Source organism: Rothia sp. HMSC066G07, assembly GCF_001814485.1.
Taxonomy (GTDB): Bacteria; Actinomycetota; Actinomycetes; order Actinomycetales; family Micrococcaceae; genus Rothia.
Genome location: NZ_KV816926.1, coordinates 178,646 through 203,014 on the forward strand (window position 1 = coordinate 178,646; position 24,369 = coordinate 203,014).

Consider the following 24,369-nt stretch of genomic DNA (forward strand, 5'->3'; position numbering starts at 1 on the left):
CGTATTGCCCTGACAACGCGGGATATAGGCGCATATGAATACTGCCCCCAGATGCAAAGACATGCTGGGGGCAGTATAAAGAACCGGCACGCGGGCGCGCTTCAACGGCTATGCTTCAACTGTGACGAAGACCTACTCGGATTCCTTCTCCGCCGTCTTCTCCGCAGTCTTCTCGGCGTCCTGCTTTTCTGTGCTGTGGTTATCGGAATTCTGGACGCTTCCTCCGGGACCGCGCACAATACCGCGTACGCTATCGCGCGGGTCGGCGTAGCGCAGGTCGATACCGAAGGTATTGCGGATCTGGCGTGCCGAGTTCAGGTGCCAACGCTGCGAATCTGAGGGGGTCACGGAGGTGACCGCCTTCTGACCCGGAGCCAGCTTCTCGTGGCGAATATCGTAGTGCTTACCGCCCATGGTGATGGTGAAGCCGTGCTCTTGCAACAGCTGCACGAACGCATCCACATCGTGCGGGATCTTGCGGCCGCGCTGCCTCTTTGTGCCGCTCATCCTCGGCTGCGACTCGAAGGGGTTACGGCTGGGCGCGGTGCCGCGGCTAATACGGATTACCTGCTGGTCGGAGTGCGAGAACTCCACCTGGTAGCCGTTGAGCGAGTACACGGTGCGGCTACTGCCGGGAATTGGGCGGCGGTCCTCAGCCTCATCCAGGATGCGGGCAATGTACTCGCCGGTCAGACCGAGCGCCTTCAGCTGTGCCTGAGCATCGGGGGAGAGCTGGTAGCCTCCCGCCAGAGCCTGCAGCGGGCGCAGCGCGAGCACTTCGGCGGTCAGGGGGTTGAGCACCACCTGGTAGCCTTCCTCTTCATGCGTGTAGAGGGTGACTTCGCGGCCGTAACGGTTCTCCTGCGCGCTCTCTTGAACCACGGTGCTTGCGGGCGATTCGATGATGTCCAGCAGTAGCTCGTAGGTGAGCCCGTGGCGCATCATGTAATCCATCACGCCGGGGAGCACACCGTAGATGCGGCGGCGCGGTGGCACGTCGCCGTAGAATTCCTTCTCGATGCGCGCGGCAATACGCTGGTTCTCCAGCGGCACCTCGGTCAGCGGAATGAGGCGCTGGTTGGAGGGGCGAATCTTGGCGCGTGCGGCGGCGGGCTTGGGTGCCTGACGGTACGCGTCCACGAGTGCCTGCTGCTGCTGCACGAATTCCTGGGCGATGAGCGGTAGGAGGGTGAAGTAGAGCTCTGCCGCTTCGGGCTTGAGCGCGCCGTCCTCATCGAGCAGGGAGGCGCCGTCCTTGGAGAGCAAATCCCACGGCTTATCGTGTGCAGGGCTCTCTTCGGTGCCCTGCTCATCCCGGTAACTATAGGCGGCGAGGGAGGCAAGCTCCTGCAGGCGAACGTACACCTCAAGAGGAACGGTAATCTGCTTAGCGGACATTATTTCTCCTCCTTGGTGGTGTTTTCTGCCCGAGCTACTTGATGTTCTGCCTGCTTCGCCAGGGTATTACTGAGCTCTTCCAGCTGTGCCTTGCGCAGGGCTTCCGCGTGCAGAACATGGAAATCCGGGGTCTTCGCCAGAGCCAGAACGGTCCGCTCATCGGGTGAAATCGCAATTTCCAGACCCTGCGCCGCGTAGATGCGGGTCCAGCCTTCAGCCATGCGCACGCTTTCGGGGCTGCTCAGCGCCTGAAGCATCAGATCGAAAACGAACGGCGGGTTCTTCTTCAAGAAGGTGCGGGCGCGCTCGCTGAATTCGAGTTCCAGGGCGTTGAGCGAGTTATATTTGCCCTGAGCCAGGGATGCCTGTGCCGCTTCGTTGTAGTCGGCGTCGTATTCGTCGATGACGGTGATGACTTCTGCGGAGGCGGTGTTCACGTCCACCCGGTAGTCGTCGTGCGTGAAGCGAATCGTCCAGTCGTTGATGCGTTCGGCTTCACCTTCGCACAGGATGGTGCGCACGAGTTCTTCGCTGATGTTTTCGCGTTCGAGGCGGGCGCGCAGGCTCGGGCGCAGTCGGTAGCTGCGTTCGCGGTCCTCGGCGGTAATGGCGCGAGGTGCGGCGGCTACCGGTTCTGCTGCGGGCGCGCTCGGGGTGGACGCGGCAGGCATCGGTGCACCGGGTTTCGGCGCGGCAGGCTTTGGAGCGGTCGGCTCGGCTACGGGCGCGCTCGGTAGGGACTGGCTGAGCACGGGCAACTCGTCAACAGGTGCCTGCTCGGTAGCTGCTGCCGTATGGGTAGCTTCTGCGGCTTCGGCAGCCTGTTGGCGGGCACGCAGACCCTCCAGGTACTCTTCGATGCGCGGCGGGCGGTAGGTCAGCGTGGACTTGCGGAACATGCCGGGGGAGGGCGCACCGGGAGTCGGCACTGCAGGCTTCGGAGCTGCAGGTTTCGGCGCAGCGGGCTCAGATGTAGCGGGCTTCGGCGCTGCGGGAGCAACCGTGGCGGGCGTCGGTATAGGAGCCGTCTTTTCTGCTGTTGCCTCTGCGGGTGCTTCCACAGATGCTTCTTCCGGCACGCTGGGAGCAGGGCTGGGAGTCGGGGCGGGTGCCTGTGCCGCGCGGGCGGCAAAGAGCGCGGGGGAGGGCGCCGGCTTCGGCGCCGCAGGCTTCGGGGTTGCCGGCTGGGGAGTAGCGGTTGCGCTCACCGCGGCGTCCTCACTCACTACACCCTCGTTGGCCTCTGCGACGGGAGTCTCAGCCATGGAGGCTTCGGCCGCTTCGGTTGCCTGCAGGTCGGTCTGTTCCTCTTCAGCAGGCTTAGTGTCGCTGGCTTCCTCATCGCCGCGGCGTAGGGCGGCAACGAGTTCCTGGCGGGAAGTATAAGGAATGATTTCCTCGGGCGAATCGATATATCGCGGGAAATTCTCGTAGAGAATCTTCGCCGCGGCCTCAAAGAGCTTCTCCGCGGTGGTGTTGGCGGCGGGTGTGCAGGGGCAGAGGAGCTCCTGGCGCTGCGCGTCATAGAGGGACCAGTGGGCGCATCGTTCGGTGGGCGGGAAGTAGTCGAGTGTTCCAAGGTCGGCTATATCGATGAGTGCACCTATCAGGGACTGCGGAATGGATAGCTGTGCCATAGTGCTCCTTCGCGTTGTCTGCTCTCCAGCCTATGTGTGGAGGGTCCTCTTTCCATCCTATGCGTTTTTTGGCGGGTGTGCCCCGGGGCACGTCATCTGGGAGCATAAATCTGTGGATTCACAGGTTGGGGTGCTTTGGGGCGCGGTTTTTGGCACGGATGGGGCAGCGTCAGCTGGTGAAGCGTCCTTGCTACACCTAGCTAGAGCCTGCGGCGTGTCGTACTGCAACATGTTGTACTGTGCAGTGGCTTGAGCCCTGCCCGGGGCTTGTGTCAGAGCTTTTTCTGCGTGCTTGTTTCCCAAAGATGTCTTCCCGGGCGTGTCTTCCGGGGCATATCTTCTGGGGCATATCTTCTAGGGCATACAAAAAATCCCCGGTTCCAAAGAACCGGGGATCGGTGGTGCGCCCGAAGGGATTCGAACCCCCAACCTTCTGATCCGTAGTCAGATGCTCTATCCGTTGAGCTACAGGCGCATGTTCCTCGCTTCGGATTTCTTCAACCCGTCGCGGCAACAGGTACTACTATACGGATGTCTCCAAGGGTGCGCAAGCCGAAAAACTCGAAATTGACCCAAAATCCCCTCCGAAAGACTCGATAATGCCCTGTTTTACCGCATGATTCCGGGGTTTTTGGTGGCGTAAAATTTTTTCAAAATATTTTCTCGGCACCCTAAAACCGGTGCTGTAGGCCCCTAAAATCCCCGAAGGGTCCCGCCATACGACCTAAAAATTCTTTACAGAAATCTTCTCGTACTCTAAGAATGTGATGCGCAGAACTTAAGAAATGGCGTTATAGAAAGCTCTACAGACCATTAATGCGTTATTCTGTAAGCATCACGAGGAAGTGGAGACTGTCCAAGCGTGCATATTCACGATTATTTGCACGCTTGTAGTGTTTAACTGCTTCTTTGTTACCGCAGACCTAACCGGATCAATGTAGTATCCGGGCCACCGATTGAAGGGGAAAATGTCAATGGCTGACACCTCAACTCGTACTCTCTCTGCCGAACTCGAAAAGGAGCTGCAGAGCGCACCTACCACCCACCAGGGCCTCCTGGATTGGGTTCGCGAGGTTGCGGCACTGACCCAGCCCGCACACATCTACTGGGTCGATGGCTCCCAGGAAGAATATGACCGCCTGGCACAGGAACTGGTTGACGCCGGTACCTTCGTTCGCCTCAGCGATCACGAATTCCCGAACTCTTACGCAGCTTTCTCCGATCCCGACGACGTTGCACGTGTCGAGGAGCGCACCTTCATCTGCTCCGAGACCGAAGAGGGCGCAGGCCCGACCAACAACTGGCGCGACCCCGTCGAAATGAAGCAGACCCTGACCGGCCTGTTCGAGGGCTCCATGCGCGGTCGTACCATGTACGTCATTCCCTTCGTCATGGGCTCTCTGAAGGCTAAGAACCCCAAGATTGCTGTTGAGCTCAGCGACTCCGCATACGTTGTCTGCTCCATGCGCATCATGGCAACCATCGGTAAGGACGTTCTTGCCAAGCTGAACGAGACCAACGGCTTCTTCGTCAAGGCTCTGCACTCTGTTGGTGCACCCCTGGAGCCCGGTCAGGAAGATGTCCCCTGGCCTTGCAATCCCGAGAAGTACATCGTCCAGTTCCCCGAGACCCGCGAAATCTGGTCCTTCGGCTCCGGCTACGGCGGTAACGCACTGCTCGGTAAGAAGTGCTACGCACTGCGTATCGCATCCGTTATCGGTCGCGATGAGGGCTGGATGGCAGAGCACATGCTCATTCTGAAGGTCACCAACCCCGAGGGCAAGGTTCGCTACATTTCCGCAGCGTTCCCTTCCGCATGTGGCAAGACCAACTTCGCAATGATGGAACCCACCATTGACGGCTGGAAGGCTGAGATGGTCGGCGATGACATCGCATGGATTGAGTTCGACGAGAACCACCAGGCACGCGTGGTCAACCCCGAGGCTGGCCTGTTCGGCGTGGCACCGGGCACCGGTTACTCCACCAACCCGAACGCTATGAAGGCTATCGCCAAGGGCAACACCATCTTCACCAACGTTGCACTGACCGACGACGGCTCCGTCTGGTGGGAGGGTAAGACCGATGAGGCTCCCGCACACCTGACCGACTGGACCGGTAAGGACTGGACCCCCGAGTCCGGCCGCCCGGCAGCTCACCCGAACTCCCGCTTCTGCACCCCCGCATCCCAGGTCGACATGCTCGCTCCCGAGTACTACGACCCCGAGGGTGTGCCGCTGAGCGCTATCGTTCTGGGCGGTCGCCGCAAGACCACCATCCCCCTGGTTTCCGAGTCCGAGAGCTGGGAGCAGGGCGTCTTCCGCGCTGTCACTCTGTCCTCTGAGACCACTGCGGCTGCTAAGGGCGCCGTCGGCGTGATTCGCCGCGACCCGATGGCAATGCTGCCCTTCATCGGCTACAACGCTGGTGATTACTTCAAGCACTGGCTGGACCTGGGCAAGAAGCACGGCGCTGAGAATATGCCGAAGGTCTACTACGTCAACTGGTTCCGCCGTACCCCCGACGGTGGCTTCGCATGGCCCGGCTTCGGCGAGAACTCTCGCGTTGTGAAGTGGATCTGCGACCGCCTCGACGGCAAGGCTGGCGGCCAGGAGACCTTCCTGGGCACCGTTCCCACCAAGGAAGACCTGGACCTGACCGGTCTGGAAATCTCCGAGGAAGAACTGAAGGCTGCTCTGGCTGTCTCGAAGGAAGAATGGGTTGCTGAGCTGCCCAGCATCGACGAGTGGCTCGAGAAGTTCGGCGACAAGCTGCCTGCTGAGGTTCGCGAACAGCGCGACGCTCTGGCGAAGGCTCTGGAGGACTAAGACACTCCAGCTAATACCTAAGGTTTAGCGCCTTGAGGGGCGGAATCTCCCGATGAGATTCCGCTCCTTCCTTCTGTTTGGGGGAAATTTGAATCCCCGTCAGCTGGGGGGAATGATAAGTTTTCTCTCAACAGTGTGAGTGCAAGGCTATGCAGTCCACTTGCTCTTGAGAAATACTTTAAAATCCCCGCCGGGGTGGTTGGGGCACAGAAGCAGCTGGTTATAATTTCTTGCCTCTCTTATCACCCCTATACAATTCCAATGTAAGATTTTTGAATGCGCATGGCTTTCACGAGCTGCGCATATCCGCTGTTACATGTACTGATATGTGGTGGCACGAGAGATTAGAAGGAGTATCCATGCGTTTGACAGCATTCTCGGATGTCTCGCTCCGCGTTCTGATGCTCCTGTCTGCCCTGGAGCCCGGTCAGAAGCTTTCCACCCAGAAGATCGCTGAAGGTGTGGACACCCCCTACAACCACGTGGCGAAGGCTGTAGCTTTCCTCGTGAACATGGGTTACCTGGACTCGACTCGCGGTCGCGCCGGTGGCGTCATGCTTTCGGATGCGGGTCGTTCTGCGACTGTCGGCACTATTCTTCGCGCTACTGAGGGCGATATTCCCATGATTGAGTGCGAGGACGAGAATGGCCACTGCCCCCTCGATAAGTTCTGTCGCCTGCGCAATGTGCTGGCAAAGGCGCGTGAGGCATTCTATGCTTCGGTGGATTCGGTTGTGATTAGCGAGTTGACTGCCGGTGCGCGCCCCGTGGGTCCGGTGTTTGTTGAGCTGGGCTTTGCGCCTCCGGAGAACGCGTTGCCTGCGCGCTAGTCGTAAGTATTCAAGAGATACGTGATACCTGTGGAGCTTTTCAGTGGAAGGCTCCACAGAGTTTTTAATACGGAGTTTAGGGTGTTTCTGCGCTTGATGCGGGGGACTGTTAGGCGGTTCGCGCGGGGGTGTTTCGTGGGGGTTTTGAAGGCCGCGGGGGAGTGTTTTTGACTCTGCGTGCGCGGTTGTTGGCACCTGTGCAAACCCCGAAATTGTGCAGTAAGTGCAGAATATTGCAAATTCGCTTTTCAAATGCGGAAAATGTGACCATATTCATTTTTGCACCGCACCGCATACTTTCCATAGTAAATATATTTCCATGCCAGAATTTTTATGCACACTCCGGGGCTAGTCACGCGGCGAACTCAAAGGGAGTGCTGAAAATATATAGTGTGACGCTCGGCTCTCTCTTTGAGTCAAGCTGAACCATAAGTCTCACCTAGACCCCTCAATATCCCTCAGAAAGTGACCTGCACTCAGCGCAAGCACCCCGCAAAATGCTACGGTAAGGGTGCTTTATAAACACTCTGTCACCAACTAAGCTGTCTGAGTGAACGCCCCGCAACACCGATATTGAGGGGCCTCGCCACAATGACCGAGGTGACCACACAGGAAGAAGGCACGCACCGATGCTCTCCGAGAAGTCCCGCCCCATTATTGAGGCAACGTTGCCCATCATTGCTGAGCGCATTAACGACATCACCCCCGACTTCTACCGTCGAATGTTCGCCGCCCGCCCCGACCTGATGGACGGCATGTTCTCCCGCTCCTCCCAGCTTGAAGGCACTCAGCCTCGCGCACTGGCTGGCTCCATCGCAGTATTCGCTTCCTACATTGTCGAGCACCCGGACTCCTACCCGGACGAGGTCCTCTCCCGCGTGGCCCACAAGCACGCATCCCTGGGCCTGAAGGAAGAAGAATACCCCACCGTCTACAAGTACCTCTTCGAGGCAATCGCCGCTAACCTCGGCGACCTGGCAACCCCCGAAATCGTTGAGGCATGGACCGAGGTCTACTGGCTCATGGGCAACGCCCTCATCAAGCTGGAGAAGGGCCTGTACGCTTCTCAGGCAAACGACGTCATGTTCGCACCCTTCAAGCTCGTTGAGCGCAAGGAGACCGGCGAGAACGTTGTCGTGCTGACCTTCGAGCCCGCCGACGAGACCCCCATGACCGAGTCCAAGGGCGGCCAGTACATCTCCATCATCGTTCCCGCACGTGACGGTCTGCGCCAGGCACGCCAGTACACCCTGCTGCCCAGCGAAAAGAACCAGCGCCGCATCGGTGTGAAGCTCGACCCCAACGGCGAGATGACCTCCATCCTGCACGAGCTGGAAGTCGGCGCAGTCGTCGAGGTCTCCAACCCCTACGGTGACCTGACCCTGGAAGGCTTCGGCGACCCCCAGGCACCCCTGTACCTCTTCTCCGCAGGTATTGGCACCACCCCCATGCTCAGCTTCCTCTCCGAGCTGGTTGAGAAGGGCTCCGAGCGCCCCGTGACCGTGGTCCACGCAGACCGCCGCCTGGACACCTGGCCCCTGCGCGAAGAGCTCACCGAGCTCGTCGGCAAGCTGCCCAACGCACGCCTCGTCTCCTTCATCGAGGGTGAGGGTGGCGACTACACCGGCCGCGTCGACGTCTCCAAGCTGGACGTTCCCTCCAACGCTAACGTTTACCTCTGCGGCCCGCTGCCCTTCATGCAGGGCGTACGCTCCGCACTGGTGGAGGCAGGCGTTCCCGGCAAGAACATCAACTACGAGATCTTCGGCCCCGACCAGTGGATGCTCCACGACCAGGCACGCGAGGCGTAAAAACCCCGTAAGCCGGCTCGTCCGCTAGGTTTCTTGGAACTTAATAAAAAGATCCCGCCCGCAGAAACAATCTGCGGGCGGGATCTTTATATTTCAACTGCTCAAAGAGCAGAAGAGAGAATGTCTACGAAAGACTAGGCCTGGCGAACCAGAGCCAGAACCTCGTCGCGGACGCGCTCCATAGTCGCAACATCCGGTGCCTCAAGGTTCAGGCGAAGGAAAGGCTCGGTGTTCGAAGGACGCAGGTTAACCCACCAACCCTCTTCGGTGTTGGTGAAGGTGGTGCCGTCGGAGTCCTCAACAACCACGGGAGCGTTAGCGTAGTGTGCACGCACGCGGTCCACAGCGGCAGCCTTGTCTTCAATCTCGGAGTTAATCTCACCGGAAGCAACGTACGGGGAGTACTTCGCGCTGATCTCGGAGAGAGGCTCATCGCTACCACCCAGAGCAGCCAGCACGTGCATTGCAGCGAGCATGCCGGTGTCTGCGTTGAAGAAGTCCTTGAAGTAGTAGTGAGCGGAGTGCTCGCCACCGAAAACGCCGTTCTCCTCAGCCATAACAGCCTTGATGAAGGAGTGGCCCACGCGGGTCTTCACTGCGCGGCCGCCCAGCTTCTCAACCAGCTCAGGAACAGCCTTCGAGGTGATCAGGTTGTAGATGATGACGGGCTCTTCGTTACCCTCTGCCTTCGCACGAGCAATCTCGCGCTCAGCAACCAGAGCGGTCACAGCGGAAGGAGTGACAGGCTCACCCTTCTCGTCGATGACGAAGCAGCGGTCAGCGTCACCGTCAAATGCCAGACCAATGTCAGCACCGTGCTCAACAACAGCCTTCTGCAGGTCAACCAGGTTAGCCGGCTCCAGCGGGTTAGCGGGGTGGTTCGGGAAGGTGCCGTCCAGCTCGAAGTACAGGGGAACGATTTCCAGGGGCAGGCCCGGCAGGATGGTGTCGCCCAGAACAGCGGGAGTGGTCATACCACCCATGCCGTTACCAGCGTCAACAACAACCTTCAGGGGGCGGATGGAAGACAGATCAACCAGCTTGCGCAGGTACTCTGCGTAAGGCTTGAGAATGTCCTTCTCAGAAACGGTGCCAACCTTCTCAACCGAAGGAATCTCGCCCGAATCCAGGTACTTCTGAGCCAGGTCGCGAATATCGAACAGACCGGACTCGGAAGACAGAGGAACAGCGCCAGCCTTAGCCATCTTCATGCCGTTGTACTCTGCGGGGTTGTGGCTAGCGGTGAAGGTAACACCGGCAGCGTTCTCAACGCCACATGCGAAGTACAGAACGTCAGTGGAGATCAGACCGATCTTCTCAACATTTGCACCGCGAGCGGTTGCACCCTGGGCGAATGCATCCATGAATTCGGGGGAGGAGGGGCGCATGTCGCCGCCGACCAGAATGGTCTGGCCCTCCAGGCCCAGAACGTCTACGAAAGCCGCGCCAGTAGCGCGAACAGTCTCTGCGGTAATGGTTTCGCCGACGATGCCACGCACGTCGTACGCTTTGAATGAGTCATGTAGATTAATAGTAGTCACGCCTTTTATTTTAGCGGTAAAGAAGTGCAAGTAGCCTCTATAATGGGCTGGTAAAACCTTATAAATTCCGCTGAATGTATGGGTTTTTTATCACGTCACTTGCTTCAAACAACTCACGTCGAGAGGTATTTTCCCCCATGGGTGAGATTTTTTCCCTAAAAAACCAGATTCAGAATTATGCGTGGGGTTCCCGCGAAATTCTCGGACGCATGCGTGGCGTGCCCGTACCCACCGAGCAGCCCGAGGCTGAGGTGTGGGTTGGTGCGCATCCGGCTGCTCCCTCCCGCGCAACCGTTGACGGCACCGAGTCCCCGCTCAACGAACTGATTCAGGCTGAGCCCTCCCGTTTCCTGCGCCCGGACCGTACCTCCGACTGGTTCCCTTTCCTCTTTAAGATCCTTGCGATTGATGCACCCCTGTCGATTCAGGTGCACCCCACCCCCGAGCAGGCTATTGCTGGCTTCGAGGACGAGCAGGCACGCGGCATCGCGATTGACGCGCCGCACCGCAACTACAAGGACCGCTACTCCAAGCCCGAAACCGTCATTGCGCTGACCCCGATGCGTGTGCTCACCGGTGTGCGCACCTCCGCGCAGCTGGCAGAACTGGCGAGGGCATTCAAAGCTGACTGGCTGGCAGAGCGCGTGGAGCTTACCCCCAAGCAGCTGCTGACCGAGATTATTCGCATGCCCGAAGAGACCGCCACCGCGGCTGTTGAGCAGCTTGTCGAGGCGGCAGCACAGCTGACCGACTCCGAAAACGCTGCTATTGCTGATGCCGCGGAGCTCGTGCAGATCGTTGCCGGCAAGTACCCCGGCGACCGCGGCCTGCTCGTCGCATTCGTCATGAACCTGGTGCACCTGGCACCCGGCGAATCCGCATTCACCCCCGACGGCCAGGTGCACGCCTACGTCTCCGGTACCGCCATTGAGCTGATGAACCCCTCCGATAACGTGATGCGCGCGGGTCTGACCGCAAAGCACATCGACACCGAAGAGCTCATCAAGGTTCTCGGCGAAAGCCAGGACGCCCCCGTGATTCAGCAACCCACCCCCGATAACGCACCCGTGGGCACCTATGCCATGTGGGATGAGCGCATGAGCGTAACCCGCATCCGCGTTGAAGAGGGCAAGCCGCAGGAATACACCTTTGAGGGTATTAGTGCCGCACTGAGCGTATCCGGTGAAATCACCATTCACGCGGCAGACGGCAACGGCACCGAAGAGTTCGTGCTGGGCGCCACCGAGTCGGTACTGCACGTGGGTGAGCCCTCCGAGGCAACCTTGAGCGGTAATGGCGAGCTGTACATTGCTTCTTATGTTTAGGAAATAATCCTCGATAACTAAAACTTCTAGACAGTTATAATCTAGCCAGATATAAGGAGTGTCGAAAGATACATCAAGACTGGCACATAATAAAGAATCCACGTTCTTCCCTGTATTTATTCAGACCGGGAAGGCGTGGATTTTTTATGCCCCGAATATGGGATGCAGGGGATATTTTTGTGTCTACCCTGCACAGTGTGTTCTGAGTAACCTATAATTGGTCTTATAAATATGCGTATACCTGTGCCTTTATGCACCTCTTCCTCAGGTACGCAGCCCCAAACCGCTAGGAGAACACTGTGAAGATCATCCTCACCGTCACAGGCATCGACCACGAAGGCATCATCGCTGCCGTGACCGCAACCCTCGCCGAGCGTAAGGTCAACGTCCTCGACGTCTCCCAGACCATCATGGGCGAATACTTCACCATGATCATGCACTGCTCCTTCGACGAAGCGCAGCAGAACCTCATCGATCTGCAGGAAGCCATGATCGGTGTCGAGCATGAACAGAAGGTGCAGATTCGCATCCAGGCAGAATCCATCTTCAAAGCAATGCACGCCATCTAGGGCTCCACTGATGCGCAACACCAATATTCTAGAAACCATCCGAATGATCGAGGAGCAGAAGCTCGACATTCGCACCGTCACCATGGGCATCTCCCTGCTCGACTGCGCCGACTCCGACGGCGAAGTAGCCCGCCGCAAAATCTACGACAAGATCACCAACCGCGCCGCAAACCTCGTCAGCGTCTGCGAAGGTATCGAAGCTGAGCTCGGCATCCCGATCGTCAACAAGCGCATCGCCGTCACCCCCATCGCGCTGGTGGCAGGCGCCTCCGGCGACGAGGACTATGTAGAGTTCGCTCGTACCCTCGACGCAGCTGCGAAGGCAGTCGGCGTGAACTTCGTCGGCGGCTTCAGCGCCCTCGTCGATAAGGGCATGACCCCCGCCGACGAGAAGCTGATTCGCTCCATCCCGCGAGCGCTCGCAGAAACCGACGTGGTCTGCTCCTCCGTAGACATCGGATCCTCCCGAGCCGGCATTAACATGAGCGCAGTCAAGCTCATGGGCGAGACTATCCGCGCCACCGCAGACCTGACCGCGGATGCACACGGCTTCGGCTGCGCCAAGCTCGTCGTCTTCGCGAACGCCGTCAGCGACAACCCCTTCATGGCGGGCGCATTCCACGGTGTTCAGGAGGCAGACACCACCATCTCCGTGGGTGTCTCCGGCCCCGGCGTGGTACACCGCGCCCTGCAGAAGGTCCGCGGCGAATCCTTCGACACTTGTGCAGAAGAAATCAAGAAGGCAGCCTTCAAGATTACCCGCGTTGGCCAGCTGGTCGGTACCCTCGCCGCTGAACGCCTTGGCGTGCAGTTCAACATTATCGACCTCTCCCTGGCGCCCACCGCAGAGATTGGCGACTCGGTCGCACACATCCTCGAGGAAATGGGTCTGGAAACCGTCGGTACCCACGGTACCGTTGCGGCACTCGCGTTGCTCAACGACGCGGTGAAGAAGGGTGGCCTCATGGCGTGCTCAAATGTCGGCGGCCTCTCCGGGTCCTTCATCCCGATCTCTGAGGACATCGGCATGATTGAATCCGCAGCCGCCGGACACATCAGCCTCGATAAGCTTGAAGCGATGACCGCCATCTGCTCGGTGGGCCTGGACATGGTCGCGGTTCCCGGCGACACCCCCGCCGCGACCCTCGCCGCAATGATTGCCGACGAGGCAGCAATCGGCGTGATGAACCACAAGACCACCGCGGTTCGCGTCATCCCGGCGGTCGGCCTGGGCGTAGGCGACATGGTCGAATTTGGTGGCCTGCTCGGTCGAGCACCCGTCATGCCCACCCACACCCCCAGCGCGGAGGCGTTCATCGCCCGCTGCGGTCGTATTCCGTCGCCGGTTCACGGTTTCCGCAACTAAGCTCGAGCCCACAACTAAGCTCTAGGGGCGCTGAGAACCAATAGAAAAGGGGAGGCGCCGAAGATTATCTCTTCGGTGCCTCCCCTTTGTGCTGTACCCCTTTGTGCTGTATAAGCTACCAAGAAGCTACTGATACACGAAACGGCTCATCAACGCCTCAAGCGCCAGACGCGCATTCGCGTTCGTCCGCAGGCGGCGCAGAGTCAGCTCGACCGCCTGCACATCCTCCAGCAGCTGCTGGGCGGAACGGCGGGTGCAGAACGCCTCCAGGAGCTCACGCAAATGCTCATTGACCAGCGGAGCCTGAGCCGACAGTGCCACCGTCAACGCATCACGCAGAACCGTCTGAACCTGCGCCACGGAACGCAGCAGCGTATCGGATGAAACGCGCTTAGCGCGGCGCTTCTGCTGCTCCTCCAAGCGGCGAACCTGCGCTCGTAGAGACGGCGAAACACGCTCACCCTCGCGAATACCCAGCAGTGCCAGAAGCTCCTGGCGTTCCTGCTCATCCTTGAGAGCGGAGACAGCCTGTGCGTCCTGGTCGGCAAGGTCGGTGAGCTTCTCGGCTGCGTTGAAAGCCGAAGAAATAGAACGAACATTCAGAATCAGGGAGGTAATCAGCTCCCGACGAGCCATCGCCTGCTCATCGGTCGCCAGACGGTACCCCTCCTGCGCATCACCCAGAGCCAGACGCGCCGCACGCTGCGCCAAAGGATCAGCCACACCGTGCGCCAGTAGGTACTCGTGCACCTGCGCATCGGTGGGAACCGGCAACTGCACCGGACGGCACCGCGAACGAATCGTCACCAGCACATCGGTGGGGGAGGGCGCCGTCAACAACCAAATCGTATGCGGCGGCGGCTCCTCAATCGCCTTCAGCAGCACATTGGAGGTACGCTCCGGCATGCGTTCGGTGTCCTCCACCAGAATCACGCGCCAGCGACCTACGGTCGGGCGGTCCTGAGCCTTCATGACCAGCTCGCGCGCCTCATCAATGCTGATGTGCGTCGCCTCGGTACTAAAGTGCGTAAAATCTGCGTGCGAACCGTTCATGACGGTCACGCAGCCTTTGCACTGGCCGCATCCGCGGTTCTGCGGGTCGGGCTGCTCGCACAGTAGCGCGGCAGCGAAAATTTTTGCAGCCTCACGGTGAGGCGCACCGATCGCGCCCGTGAAAAGCCAAGCGTGCGTGGGGCGGGCGGCAGCGGCATCCGTGCGTAGTTGCTGGAGCTTATCGGCGGGAATCAGCAGGGTATCCCAGAGGCTCATGAGCCCTCCTTACCGGTGCGGACCAGCTCGCGGAGGGCAAGCAGAGGCTCAATCACCTCGAGCACGCGCGCGTGCACCTGCTCAATCGTGCCCACACCATCAATGATGCGGTGCGAGCCGTTAGCGTCCTCGCGGGCAATCTGCTCGAACGCACCGTGAATGCGGGCCTTGAACGCGGCGCCTTCAGCCTCAATACGGTCGACGGTGCCGCGCTGATCCATGCGCTCCTGCTCGGCGCTCAACGGCACACTCAGCAGTAGGGTCGCGTCGGGCACCAGATTGGCGGTAGCCCAGCGGCTCAAATCGACGATGGTTTCAACACCCAGGTCACGGCCTACGCCCTGGTACGCGGCAGAAGAATCAATATAGCGGTCGCTCAGCACGATGGCGCCCTCAGCGAGCGCCGGACGAATCAACTGGGAGGCGTGAGCCGCGCGGGATGCCGCGAAAATCAGCGCCTCGGTGCGGTCGTCAATGGTACCCTGACCCGCTTCAAGGACGAGGGCACGCAGCTTTTCGCCAATCTCGGTGCCGCCGGGTTCGCGGGTGGTGATGACACGGTATCCGCGGTCGCGTAGTGCTTCATCCAGCAGAGCGAGCTGGGTGGTTTTGCCGGCGCCGTCGCCTCCTTCAACCACGATAAAAAGCCCGCGGCGACCGGTCGGGTCGGCGGGAAGATTCTGCGCATCGGGGGTGTAGCTGAGAGTATCCATCACTTCTTAAGGGTACCGGGTCTGCCCAAATCCTCGGTGTGGCTTTGGCGACGGTTCTGAACAACGCTGAGTGTGCCTGTAGGTAAAAAACATGTAAATCCTGTCCTCTGTTACCGGCGTGGGCGTGCGTTCTGGGCGCGGGTGTGCCAGGCTTAAAGACATGAGTGCAGATAACCACGACATGAATTACTCCGCAGAGACCTTCGTCGTCTCTGGCGGCCGCCCGGCACACGAGCATGACGCGCCGGTGAACCCTCCGATTGTTCTTTCTTCCACCTACCGCGGTGTGGACGCCGTCAATATTGAGCAGGACCGCGTGTACGCCCGCTTCTCGAACCCCACCTGGGAGGGCATGGAAGAGGTTGTGGCGAAGCTGGAGAACGCTACCCAGCCCGGTCTGCTGTTCCCCTCCGGTATGGCTGCTGTCGCTGCTGTGATCGACCTGGTGCCGGTTGGCTCCATTGTGCTGATTCCGAAGCACGCATACATGGCGTCGGTGACCCTGTGCAAAGATTTGGAGCGCCGTGGCATCATTGAGCTCGTTCGCGTGGACATTGAAGACACCGAGAGCGTTATCGCCGCTATGGAGGATGCCGCATCCCGCACCGGCGTGACCCCGGAGAACGTGAACTACTCGGCACCGAAGGTCCTGGCGTGGCTGGAAAGCCCCACGAACCCGATGCTTGAGGTTGCTGACCTGCCTGCCCTGCTTTCTGCTGCTCGCCGCCTGGGCATTGTGACCGCGGTGGATAACACCTTCGCAACCCCGATTCTGCAGCGTCCCCTGGATTTGGGTGCAGACGTAGTGGTTCACTCCGCTACGAAGTTCCTTGCGGGCCACTCTGATGTTCTGCTGGGTATGACCTTGACCTCGAATGAGGAGCTGTACAACGCGATGCTGCACCACCGCATCACCAACGGCGCAATCCCCGGTCCGGTGGAGGCGTGGCTTGGTTTGCGCGGTCTGCGCACCCTGGCGCTGCGCGTGGAGCGTGCTGTAGAGAACGCGCAGGTTCTCGCAGAGCGTCTGAGTGAGCACCCCTTCGTGACTGAGGTGCGTTACCCGGGTCTGGAGAGCGACCGCGGTCATGAGGTTGCGAAGAAGCAGATGGACGATTTCGGTGCGATTTTGTGCGTCACCCTGGATACCGACGCATCGGGTGCCCGTAACGTCGTGGAGGCGTTGAAGCTGTGGACCCCGGCAACCTCTCTGGGCGGCGTGGAGTCTCTCGTGGAGCGTCGCCGTCGCCACGGTAACGAGCCGGATTCGATTCCCGAATCCCTGCTTCGCCTGTCGGTAGGTATTGAGAACGTCGATGACCTTTACAATGACTTGGTTGAGGCCTTTAAGGCTGTCCGCTAGGCACTTTGCTAGGGTTGTCTAGAGAAGCTGCTGATTCTAAGGAATACTATGTCTCCTATTCTGTTGGTCATCTATGTGACCACTCTTATCGATGTGCTACTGGCTGTTGCCGGCGCTGTGGTTGGTGTGCTGGCTTTTGTTCGTGCGTGGTCGTCTCCGGCTAACGCTTACGATTTTGCTGGTAAGCGCCCGAAGAACACGTGGCTGGCTTTGACCGGTGGTTCCGCTGCGGTGTCGCTGTTTAGCGTTTTTGCTGCGGTGACTGGCGGCGGTAATAGCGTGCTGATTCTTCAGCTGATTGCTGCTGTGATTAGCTGCGTGTTCCTGGCTGGTGTGTGGCCTTCGGTGGGTCGCCGCCGTTTCTAGCGTTAGCTTTTGCGCTCGCTTTGTGCGATAGATGGTGAAGCCTCGTGCGCTGTCTGACGGGTTTGTCCCGGTCGGATGGTGTGCGGGGCTTTTCCCTTTTCTGGCGGGGTTTTTGAGCCTTTCGTTCTGGTGGAAAAGACCCTTATAAATTTTTGGGAGAATGCATATTTTCTAGGCTTTGAGGCATGACAAACCGGCGGGTAAATGAAAAAATAGAGGTATGACTTACAAACTAGTACTCCTGCGCCACGGCCAGTCCGAGTGGAATGAAAAGAACCTGTTCACCGGTTGGGTGGACGTTAACCTGACCGATAAGGGCCGCGCTGAGGCTAAGCGCGGCGGCGAGCTGCTGGCAGAGCGCAACATCCTCCCCGATGTTGTTCACACCTCCCTGCAGCGTCGCGCAATCAACACCGCAAACCTTGCACTGGATGCAGCAGACCGTCTGTGGATTCCCGTCAAGCGCACCTGGCGCCTGAACGAGCGTCACTACGGTGCTCTGCAGGGTAAGAACAAGTCCGAGATCCGCGAGGAATACGGCGACGAGAAGTTCATGACTTGGCGTCGTTCCTACGACGTTCCGCCGCCCCCGCTGGACGACAACGACCCCTACTCGCAGGCAAACGACCCCCGCTACGCGGATGTTGAGAACGCTCCCCGCACCGAGTGCCTGAAGGACGTTCTGGGCCGTATGCTTCCCTACTGGGAGTCGGACATCAAGCCCGACCTCGCAGCAGGTAAGACCGTTCTGGTTGCTGCACACGGTAACTCCCTGCGTTCGCTGGTTAAGCACCTCGAGGGTATTTCCGATGAGGACATTGCTGGCCTGAACATCCCCACCGGTATTCCGCTGTACTACGAGCTGGATGAGAACTTCCAGCCCGTCAAGGCTGGCGAGTACCTGGACCCCGAGGCTGCTAAGGACGCTATTGCTGCCGTAGCAAACCAGGGCAAGTAATACCTCCGGCAGGGTTTCACCCCTGTCATTGTGATGAGCCGTCCACCGTTGAGGTGGGCGGCTCATTGCGTTCTCTGCAGGGTTTCTGCACGGGGAGCCTGTCTGAGAAGAGGGGCGTTCGCCCAAGTGCTGGGTATCGGCCACATTTATACTTATGGGGTACCCGAATGGAAGGGAAGTACATGGATGCCGGTCTGATCGCCTTTATCGCGGGCATGATAGGTCTGCTGGTGGGCGTCCTGAGCATGAACGCGGTGGCGCGTAGTGAGCGGGAGCAGGAGCGTAGCTTGGTGTCGGCGCCGGCGTTGCGTGATGGTGCTGCCCAGGTGCTTGCTGTGATTGGCCGCGCTTACCTGGTGATTGATGAGGTGGGCGGCGTGGTTCAGGCTTCTCCGGGTGCTTATGCGATGGGTCTGGTGCGTGGCCATACGGTGGCGTCTGATGAGCTGGCGGATATGATTCGCACGGTGCGTCATCGCGGTATTTTTGCGGAGCGTACTTTTGAAATTGACCGCGGTGAGGGTGAGGCGCTGGTGCTGGACGTTCGCGTGGCTTCTTTGGGCGACGAGTACATTCTGGTGCTTGCGGATGACCGTACTGAAATTTCTCGTGTGCAGCGTATGCGTAATGATTTTGTGGCGAATGTGTCGCATGAGTTGAAGACTCCGGTGGGTGCGGTGAGTCTATTGGCTGAGGCTATTGAGCAGGCGAGTGATGACCCGGAGGCGATTGAGTATTTTGTGGGGCGTCTTCATAAGGAGACGCGCCGCCTGTCTGCGCTGGTGCGTGACATTATTGAGCTTTCGCGTCTGCAGTCGACCGATGTGATTGCGCGTGGTGGTCCGGTGTCGGTGCCTTCTTTGGTGGCTGATGCGGTGGATCGTTCGCATATTGTGGCGGAGGAGAAGGACATTCAGATTTCTACCCGCATCGAGGAGGTCCCCGAGGTGTACGGTGACGCCGAGCTGCTCGGTATTGCTGTGCAGAACCTGGTGGAGAACGCGGTGCGTTATTCGCCGGAGCATACGAAGGTGGATATTTGGGTGCACCGTGTGGCTGATCAGCTGCTGGTTGAGGTTGCTGATCAGGGCGTGGGTATTCCGGAGGACGAGCAGAAGCGTATTTTTGAGCGTTTTTACCGGGTTGATCCGGCTCGTTCGCGTCAGACGGGCGGCACTGGTTTGGGCTTGAGCATTGTGAAGCATGTGATGACTCAGCACGGTGGTAGCGTGACGGTTCGGTCGATGCCGCAGGAAGGCTCGACGTTTACGTTGGCGTTGCCGCTGAACGAGCCTCCGGCCGCAGTGTAGTGTTAGCGGTATAGGTTTTATGGAATCGAAGGAAGTTATTGATGTCTAAAATTCTGATTGTTGAGGACGAAGAGGCCCTCTCGGATCCCCTTGCGTTTTTGCTGGGTCGTGAGGGTTTCCAGACGATTGTTGTGGACAACGGTCTGGATGCTCTGCCGGTGTTCGACCGCGAGGGCGCGGATTTGGTGCTGCTGGATGTGATGCTTCCGGGCATGTCCGGTATGGAGGTGTGCCGTAAGCTGCGTGAGGTGTCTTCGGTCCCGATTATCATGCTGACCGCTAAGGATTCTGAGCTGGATAAGGTGCTCGGTCTGGAGCTGGGCGCTGATGACTATGTGACGAAGCCGTATTCAGCGCGTGAGCTGATTGCTCGTATCCGCGCGGTGTTGCGTCGTCGTTCGGCGGAAACTGATTCTGCTACTGAGTCGGTGCTGCAGGGCGGCCCGGTGCGCATGGACATTGACCGCCATGTGGTGACGGTTAATGGTGAAGAGATTTCTATGCCGCTGAAGGAGTTTGAGCTCCTGGAGATTCTGCTGCGCAATGTGGGTCGTGTGATGACTCGTGGCCAGCTGATTGAGCGCGTGTGGGGCGCCGACTATGTGGGCGATACGAAGACCCTGGACGTGCATATTAAGCGTCTGCGTTCGAAGATTGAGCCGGATTCTTCTGCCCCGCAGTATGTGGTGACGGTTCGCGGCTTGGGCTATAAGTTCGAGGCGTAGATGGGCTTGAGACTGATGAGTTCTGCTTCTGCGGCGAATACTGCTGTGATTGTTTTGGCGGCTGGTTCGGGTACTCGCCTGGGTGAGCCGATCCCGAAGGCTGCTGTGCGTGTGCATGGTCGTACTTTGCTGGATTATGCGTTGGAGGGTGCGCTCGCTTCGGGTGTTGCTGAGCATGTGGTGGTAACTGTTCCTGCTGATTGTTCGGCGAGTTGCCCGGAGCTTTTGGAGGATGCCCGCCGTGCCGGTGCGTTGATTACTACCGGTGGTGATACGCGTACTGCTTCGGTGGTTGCGGCGTTGGATGCTTTGAAGGATGCGCAGGTTCCGGTGGATTATGTGCTGATTCATGATTGCGCTCGTGCTTTTACTCCGCCGCAGGTGTATCACCGCGTGCTTGAGGGTTTGGGTTCTGAGAGCCCGCAGGGTGTTGTGCGTGCGGTGATTCCTGTGTTGCCGGTGGTGGATACGGTGAAGACCGTGGATTCTGCTGGTTTGGTGACGGGTACTCCTTCGCGTGCGCAGATGCGTGCGGTGCAGACTCCTCAGGGTTTTGAGGTGGCTGCCCTGTTGGCGGCACATGAGCGTAGCCGTTCCCTGCCTGCTGAGGAGGCTGAGCTGTTGACTGATGATGCGATGGCGATGGAGGCGGCGGGTGAGCCGGTGTTGACGGTTGCCGGTGATGCGGATGCGTTTAAGGTGACGACTCCGATGGATTTGCGGGTTGCTCGCGCGCTGTTTGGTGATTCTGCTGCCTAAGCTTGCCGCCTAACGCCTCTTTTGCGGAGGCACTGCTGCTGAGAAGATGTTTGATCGATTGAAGGGTCCTGTGATGACTGTTATTCCTCGTGTTGGTACCGGTGTTGATGTCCACGCTTTTGGCGAAGAGGGCACTCCTCTGTATATTGCTGGTCTGCATTGGCCGGGTGAGCGTGGTTTGAGTGGCCATTCTGATGGTGATGTGGTGGCTCATGCTGCTGCGGACGCTCTTTTTGCCGCCTCCGACACGGGGGATTTGGGCTCTAATTTCGGTGTGGACCGCCCGGATATGAAGGGCGCTTCTGGTGTTCGTATTCTTTCTGAGGCTGCGGCGATTGTGCGTGCTGCTGGTTTTGAGATTGGTAATGTGAGCGTTCAGCTGGTGGGTAACCGCCCGAAGTTCTCTCCGCGCCGTGATGAGGCGAACCGTGTGCTGAGCGAGGCGGCGGGTGCTCCGGTGACGGTGATTGCGACGACTACTGATGGTTTGGGTTTGACGGGCCGCGGCGAGGGTGTGGCTGCTATTGCGACGGCGTTGGTGTACCCGCGTTCGTAGGTGTTTGGCTGCTTCGAGCCATTCTGTAACCTATCGCTGATTTACCGCCCCGGCGTCTGAGCCGACCCCGTAGAATGAGAGTGTGACTATGCGTTTTTATGATTCAGCTTCCGCGACTATTCGTGAGTTTGAGCCCGTCGTGCCCGGTGAGGCGCGTATCTATTATTGTGGTGCTACGGTGCAGGGTGAACCGCATCTGGGCCATATCCGTTCGGCGTTGGTTTTTGACCAGTTGAGCCGTTGGATGCGTTACCGCGGTTTGAAGGTGACGACGGTCCGCAATGTCACTGATATTGACGACAAGATTTTGGCGAAGTCTGCTGATTCTATGGAGCCCGGTTTTGAGGGTGAGTTCCCGAATGAGCAGTGGTGGGCGCTCGCGTACCGTTTTGAGAAGGTTTTTGCTCAGGCGTATGCGGCGCTGGGTATTGATCCGCCGACCTATGAGCCGCGCGCGACCGGTCATATTCCGGAGATGTTTGCCCTGATTCAGCGTCTGATTGAGCGTGGCCACGCGTATCCTGCGCTGGATGATTCTGGTGACGTGTATTTTGATGTGCGTTCGTGGGATAAGTATGGTGCGCTGACGAATCAGAGCGTTGAGGATATGCAGGATTCTGCGGATGCTGATCCGCGCGGTAAGCGTGACCCTCGCGATTTTGCCCTGTGGAAGGGCTATAAGGAGGGTGAGCCGCTGACTGCTTCGTGGGAGTCTCCGTGGGGTCGCGGCCGTCCGGGCTGGCACCTGGAGTGCTCGGCGATGGCCGGTAAGTATTTGGGTTCGCGTTTCGATATTCACGGTGGCGGTTTGGATTTGCGTTTCCCGCACCATGAGAATGAGCTGGCGCAGTCGACTGCTGCTGGTGATGATTTCGCGAACTTCTGGATGCATAACGGCATGGTCACCTATGAGGGTGAGAAGATGTCGAAGTCTATCGGTAATACGATTTCGCCGGCGCAGATGCTGCAGATGGCTCGTCCGCTGGTGGTTCGTTATTACCTGGGTAGTGCGCATTATCGTTCGATTCTTGATTACCGTCCGTCGTCTCTGCAGGAGGCGGCAACCGCTATTGAGCGTATTGAGGCGTTCCTTGCTGCAGCTCAGGATGTGCTGAAACCGGGTCGTGAGGTTCCGGAGGCTTTTGCTGAGGCTATGGATGATGACGTGAATATTCCGCGTGCTCTCGCGGTTCTGCATGAGCAGACTCGTGCGGGTAATGCGGCGCTTGCTGCTGGTGAGGATGCTTCGGAGGCGGCGAATGCTGTGATGGCTATGGCTGAGGTTCTGGGCTTGGCGCAGTTGATGAGCTTTAACGCTGAGGGCACTTCGGGTGCTGAGCATGAGGCTCTGGATGCGCTGATTCAGGCTGTGTTGGCGGAGCGTGCTGATGCTCGTGCTCAGAAGGATTGGGCGAAGGCTGATGCGATGCGTGATCTGTTGGCGTCTGCTGGTGTGCAGGTGAAGGATGGCGCGAATGGTTCGAGCTGGAGCGTTGGCTAGAGGGTGATGTGCCCCGCGTTTGTGCGTAAGGCTTAGGTCGCGCGGGTTTCTCTCGCGTAGACTCGTATTCATTACTTTGACGAAGGAAGAGAAGAATGGCTAAGGCAGGTTCGCGCCCGGGCGCTACCAGCAAGAAGAAGGGTGCTACTAAGGGCACTGGTGGTCACGGCCGTAAGGCGCTTGAGGGTAAAGGCCCTACTCCGAAGGCTGAGGACCGCGTTTATCACAAGGCGTATAAGATGAAGCGCGCGGCTGAGCGTCGTGCTGCTACCGGTACGAACCGTAAGTTCCAGACTCGTCTGGGCGGTAAGCGTGCTAGCGATGAGCTGGTGACTGGTCGTAATGCGGTGCTTGAGGCTCTGCGTACTGAGATTCCCTCGAAGCACTTGTACATCATGAGCCGTGTTGAGGTTGATGACCGCGTTCGCGAGATCATGACTATTGCGAATAAGCGCAATATTCCGATGCTGGAGATTCCGCGTAGCGAGCTGGATCGTTTGACTGATGGTTCTGTGCATCAGGGTGTTGCGATGCAGATTCCTCCGTACAAGTATCCGGACGCTACTGACCTGGTGCTGGATACTATGGAGCGTTGGCACTCGGGTAAGCTGTCGACTCCGCCGCTGTTTGTTGCTTTGGACGGTATTACTGATCCGCGTAACTTGGGTGCGATTATTCGTAGCGTGTCCGCGTTTAGCGGTGATGGCGTGATTATTCCTGAGCGTCGTTCGGCTGCTGTGACTGCTGGTGCGTGGAAGACTAGTGCTGGTGCGGCTGCTCGTATTCCTGTTGCGATGGCGACTAATCTGACTCGCGTGATTCAGCAGGCTAAGGAGCAGGGTATTTTCGTGATTGGTCTGGATGGCGGCGGCGATATTGAGTTGCCGGCTCTGGAGCTTGCGAATGAGCCGCTGTGCGTGGTGGTTGGTTCTGAGGGTAAGGGTTTGTCCCGCCTGGTGACTGAGAACTGCGATCAGATTGTGTCGATTCCGATTGATTCTGCGATGGAGTCTTTGAACGCGGCGATGGCTGTGGGTATTACTCTGTACGATGTTTCTCGTCGTCGCGCTTCCGCGAACTAAAGTTTTGAAGCTTGCGAGCTACGGGCTGTAGCTCTGTAGCTTGAACCCTATAGCTTGAACAAGGAGGGCGCCCCGTGAGGGGGTGCCCTCCTTTTCTGTGCTCTCCCCATATATAGGTGCTCATATATAGGGAGACTACAGAACTGGGAGGTACAGAACGGGGAAGTGCAGCGGTACAGATATGCGGGATACAGAGATGGGGGAGGGGGCGGAGCCCCTCTTCCCATCTTTTCTTCCCGTCTTCTCTTCTTATCTTCTTGATGCTGAGAGGCTTTTCTGCCCTTCTATATGGGCTCTTCAGGGAGCTTCTGCAGGTTTTTCGGGGTCTTTTGAAGGTTTTTAAACTTTTTTCAAAGAGCTTTTGAGGAGCTTATCCTGTGCTGACTAGGCGGTTTGGTGTCTGTGAGGGTGTTTGAGACCCTTTCAAGGCCCCACTTGTGTCCCACTTCACCCATTTTCGGGTTG

General features: G+C 58.7%; 20 protein-coding genes and 1 tRNA gene. 15 read left to right on the forward strand and 6 right to left on the reverse strand.

Features of this window, described 5'->3' with window-relative positions; genetic code table 11:
* Window positions 1-132 precede the first annotated feature (132 nt).
* The 3 genes from HMPREF2971_RS05695 to HMPREF2971_RS05705 form a co-directional block, all read right to left on the reverse strand.
* Window positions 133-1,398: a cell wall biosynthesis glycosyltransferase gene (locus HMPREF2971_RS05695; protein WP_070691848.1), complete on the reverse strand. Its 1,266-nt coding sequence runs from the start codon at window positions 1,396-1,398 to the stop codon at window positions 133-135.
* Entirely contained in the window at window positions 1,398-3,035 is a 1,638-nt protein-coding gene (locus HMPREF2971_RS09450; protein ID WP_070691850.1) for a DNA repair protein, read from the reverse strand. Before HMPREF2971_RS09450 ends, HMPREF2971_RS05695 begins: the two co-directional genes overlap by 1 nt.
* A 399-nt stretch (window positions 3,036-3,434) precedes the next feature.
* Window positions 3,435-3,510, reverse strand: a tRNA-Arg gene (locus tag HMPREF2971_RS05705).
* Window positions 3,511-4,009: 499 nt separating this feature from the next.
* Between HMPREF2971_RS05705 and HMPREF2971_RS05710 the strand changes: the two genes are divergently transcribed.
* The 3 genes from HMPREF2971_RS05710 (at window position 4,010) to HMPREF2971_RS05720 (ending at window position 8,501) form a co-directional block, all read left to right on the forward strand.
* Window positions 4,010-5,860, forward strand: a complete 1,851-nt coding sequence (locus HMPREF2971_RS05710) for a phosphoenolpyruvate carboxykinase (GTP) (protein ID WP_070691852.1) — start codon at window positions 4,010-4,012, stop codon at window positions 5,858-5,860.
* A 359-nt stretch (window positions 5,861-6,219) separates the two neighbouring features.
* Entirely contained in the window at window positions 6,220-6,690 is a 471-nt protein-coding gene (locus tag HMPREF2971_RS05715; RefSeq protein WP_070691854.1) for an RrF2 family transcriptional regulator, read from the forward strand.
* 629 nt (window positions 6,691-7,319) lie between these two features.
* Window positions 7,320-8,501, forward strand: a complete 1,182-nt coding sequence (locus HMPREF2971_RS05720) for an FAD-binding oxidoreductase (protein WP_049340333.1) — start codon at window positions 7,320-7,322, stop codon at window positions 8,499-8,501.
* Between the two features lie 134 nt (window positions 8,502-8,635).
* Here the strand turns inward: HMPREF2971_RS05720 and HMPREF2971_RS05725 are convergent, their stop codons facing one another.
* A complete protein-coding gene (locus tag HMPREF2971_RS05725) occupies window positions 8,636-10,042 on the reverse strand; it encodes a phosphomannomutase/phosphoglucomutase (RefSeq protein WP_049346696.1) in 1,407 nt (468 codons plus the stop codon).
* A gap of 137 nt (window positions 10,043-10,179) precedes the next feature.
* Here HMPREF2971_RS05725 and manA point away from each other — a divergent pair, with 137 nt between their 5' ends.
* The 3 genes from manA (at window position 10,180) to HMPREF2971_RS05740 (ending at window position 13,302) form a co-directional block, all read left to right on the forward strand.
* Window positions 10,180-11,367: a mannose-6-phosphate isomerase, class I gene (manA, locus tag HMPREF2971_RS05730; protein WP_070691856.1), complete on the forward strand. Its 1,188-nt coding sequence runs from the start codon at window positions 10,180-10,182 to the stop codon at window positions 11,365-11,367.
* A 299-nt stretch (window positions 11,368-11,666) separates the two neighbouring features.
* A complete protein-coding gene (locus tag HMPREF2971_RS05735) occupies window positions 11,667-11,936 on the forward strand; it encodes an ACT domain-containing protein (protein WP_049340339.1) in 270 nt (89 codons plus the stop codon).
* A gap of 10 nt (window positions 11,937-11,946) precedes the next feature.
* Window positions 11,947-13,302 (forward strand): PFL family protein, encoded by a 1,356-nt coding sequence (locus HMPREF2971_RS05740; protein ID WP_049340341.1) that lies wholly within the window; start codon window positions 11,947-11,949, stop codon window positions 13,300-13,302.
* A gap of 126 nt (window positions 13,303-13,428) precedes the next feature.
* Here the strand turns inward: HMPREF2971_RS05740 and HMPREF2971_RS05745 are convergent, their stop codons facing one another.
* Both HMPREF2971_RS05745 and tmk read right to left on the reverse strand, forming a co-directional pair.
* Complete coding sequence (locus HMPREF2971_RS05745; protein WP_070691860.1) at window positions 13,429-14,571, reverse strand: DNA polymerase III subunit delta'; 1,143 nt, start codon at window positions 14,569-14,571, stop codon at window positions 13,429-13,431.
* Window positions 14,568-15,284, reverse strand: coding sequence for a dTMP kinase (gene tmk / locus HMPREF2971_RS05750; protein ID WP_080973384.1), 717 nt, complete (start codon window positions 15,282-15,284; stop codon window positions 14,568-14,570). Before tmk ends, HMPREF2971_RS05745 begins: the two co-directional genes overlap by 4 nt.
* Before the next feature lie 160 nt (window positions 15,285-15,444).
* Between tmk and HMPREF2971_RS05755 the strand changes: the two genes are divergently transcribed.
* The 9 genes from HMPREF2971_RS05755 to rlmB all read left to right on the forward strand — a co-directional run bounded on the left by HMPREF2971_RS05755 (window position 15,445) and on the right by rlmB (window position 23,904).
* A complete protein-coding gene (locus HMPREF2971_RS05755) occupies window positions 15,445-16,647 on the forward strand; it encodes a trans-sulfuration enzyme family protein (protein ID WP_049361797.1) in 1,203 nt (400 codons plus the stop codon).
* A gap of 48 nt (window positions 16,648-16,695) precedes the next feature.
* The gene (locus HMPREF2971_RS05760; RefSeq protein ID WP_049340347.1) at window positions 16,696-17,013 is read left to right on the forward strand and encodes a DUF2516 family protein; all 318 of its coding nucleotides are present in this window, start codon (window positions 16,696-16,698) and stop codon (window positions 17,011-17,013) included.
* Window positions 17,014-17,233: 220 nt separating this feature from the next.
* Window positions 17,234-17,971 (forward strand): phosphoglyceromutase, encoded by a 738-nt coding sequence (locus HMPREF2971_RS05765; RefSeq protein WP_012904159.1) that lies wholly within the window; start codon window positions 17,234-17,236, stop codon window positions 17,969-17,971.
* Window positions 17,972-18,138: 167 nt separating this feature from the next.
* Window positions 18,139-19,281, forward strand: a complete 1,143-nt coding sequence (locus HMPREF2971_RS05770) for a sensor histidine kinase (protein ID WP_012904157.1) — start codon at window positions 18,139-18,141, stop codon at window positions 19,279-19,281.
* 41 nt (window positions 19,282-19,322) lie between these two features.
* Entirely contained in the window at window positions 19,323-20,006 is a 684-nt protein-coding gene (locus tag HMPREF2971_RS05775; RefSeq protein ID WP_005507150.1) for a response regulator transcription factor, read from the forward strand.
* Between the two features lie 15 nt (window positions 20,007-20,021).
* Window positions 20,022-20,765 carry a 2-C-methyl-D-erythritol 4-phosphate cytidylyltransferase gene (gene ispD / locus HMPREF2971_RS05780; RefSeq protein WP_070691861.1) on the forward strand — a complete coding sequence of 248 codons (744 nt, stop codon included), beginning with the start codon at window positions 20,022-20,024 and terminating at the stop codon, window positions 20,763-20,765.
* A gap of 73 nt (window positions 20,766-20,838) precedes the next feature.
* Complete coding sequence (ispF, locus tag HMPREF2971_RS05785; RefSeq protein WP_065423904.1) at window positions 20,839-21,321, forward strand: 2-C-methyl-D-erythritol 2,4-cyclodiphosphate synthase; 483 nt, start codon at window positions 20,839-20,841, stop codon at window positions 21,319-21,321.
* An 82-nt stretch (window positions 21,322-21,403) separates the two neighbouring features.
* Window positions 21,404-22,822 (forward strand): cysteine--tRNA ligase, encoded by a 1,419-nt coding sequence (gene cysS, locus HMPREF2971_RS05790; protein ID WP_070691862.1) that lies wholly within the window; start codon window positions 21,404-21,406, stop codon window positions 22,820-22,822.
* A gap of 95 nt (window positions 22,823-22,917) precedes the next feature.
* A complete protein-coding gene (gene rlmB / locus HMPREF2971_RS05795; RefSeq protein ID WP_005507146.1) occupies window positions 22,918-23,904 on the forward strand; it encodes a 23S rRNA (guanosine(2251)-2'-O)-methyltransferase RlmB in 987 nt (328 codons plus the stop codon).
* Window positions 23,905-24,369 lie beyond the last annotated feature (465 nt).

Coding starts and splice junctions, on each gene's coding strand:
- HMPREF2971_RS05770 (WP_012904157.1), top strand. CDS start 18,139: ATGGAAGGGAAGTACATGGATGCCGGTCTGATCGCCTTTATCGCGGGC.
- HMPREF2971_RS05715 (WP_070691854.1), top strand. CDS start 6,220: ATGCGTTTGACAGCATTCTCGGATGTCTCGCTCCGCGTTCTGATGCTC.
- HMPREF2971_RS05760 (WP_049340347.1), top strand. CDS start 16,696: ATGTCTCCTATTCTGTTGGTCATCTATGTGACCACTCTTATCGATGTG.
- HMPREF2971_RS05710 (WP_070691852.1), top strand. CDS start 4,010: ATGGCTGACACCTCAACTCGTACTCTCTCTGCCGAACTCGAAAAGGAG.
- HMPREF2971_RS09450 (WP_070691850.1), bottom strand. CDS start 3,035: ATGGCACAGCTATCCATTCCGCAGTCCCTGATAGGTGCACTCATCGAT.
- HMPREF2971_RS05740 (WP_049340341.1), top strand. CDS start 11,947: ATGCGCAACACCAATATTCTAGAAACCATCCGAATGATCGAGGAGCAG.
- ispF (WP_065423904.1), top strand. CDS start 20,839: ATGACTGTTATTCCTCGTGTTGGTACCGGTGTTGATGTCCACGCTTTT.
- HMPREF2971_RS05755 (WP_049361797.1), top strand. CDS start 15,445: ATGAGTGCAGATAACCACGACATGAATTACTCCGCAGAGACCTTCGTC.
- HMPREF2971_RS05695 (WP_070691848.1), bottom strand. CDS start 1,398: ATGTCCGCTAAGCAGATTACCGTTCCTCTTGAGGTGTACGTTCGCCTG.
- HMPREF2971_RS05720 (WP_049340333.1), top strand. CDS start 7,320: ATGCTCTCCGAGAAGTCCCGCCCCATTATTGAGGCAACGTTGCCCATC.
- ispD (WP_070691861.1), top strand. CDS start 20,022: ATGAGTTCTGCTTCTGCGGCGAATACTGCTGTGATTGTTTTGGCGGCT.
- manA (WP_070691856.1), top strand. CDS start 10,180: ATGGGTGAGATTTTTTCCCTAAAAAACCAGATTCAGAATTATGCGTGG.
- tmk (WP_080973384.1), bottom strand. CDS start 15,284: ATGGATACTCTCAGCTACACCCCCGATGCGCAGAATCTTCCCGCCGAC.
- HMPREF2971_RS05745 (WP_070691860.1), bottom strand. CDS start 14,571: ATGAGCCTCTGGGATACCCTGCTGATTCCCGCCGATAAGCTCCAGCAA.
- HMPREF2971_RS05775 (WP_005507150.1), top strand. CDS start 19,323: ATGTCTAAAATTCTGATTGTTGAGGACGAAGAGGCCCTCTCGGATCCC.
- HMPREF2971_RS05765 (WP_012904159.1), top strand. CDS start 17,234: ATGACTTACAAACTAGTACTCCTGCGCCACGGCCAGTCCGAGTGGAAT.
- rlmB (WP_005507146.1), top strand. CDS start 22,918: ATGGCTAAGGCAGGTTCGCGCCCGGGCGCTACCAGCAAGAAGAAGGGT.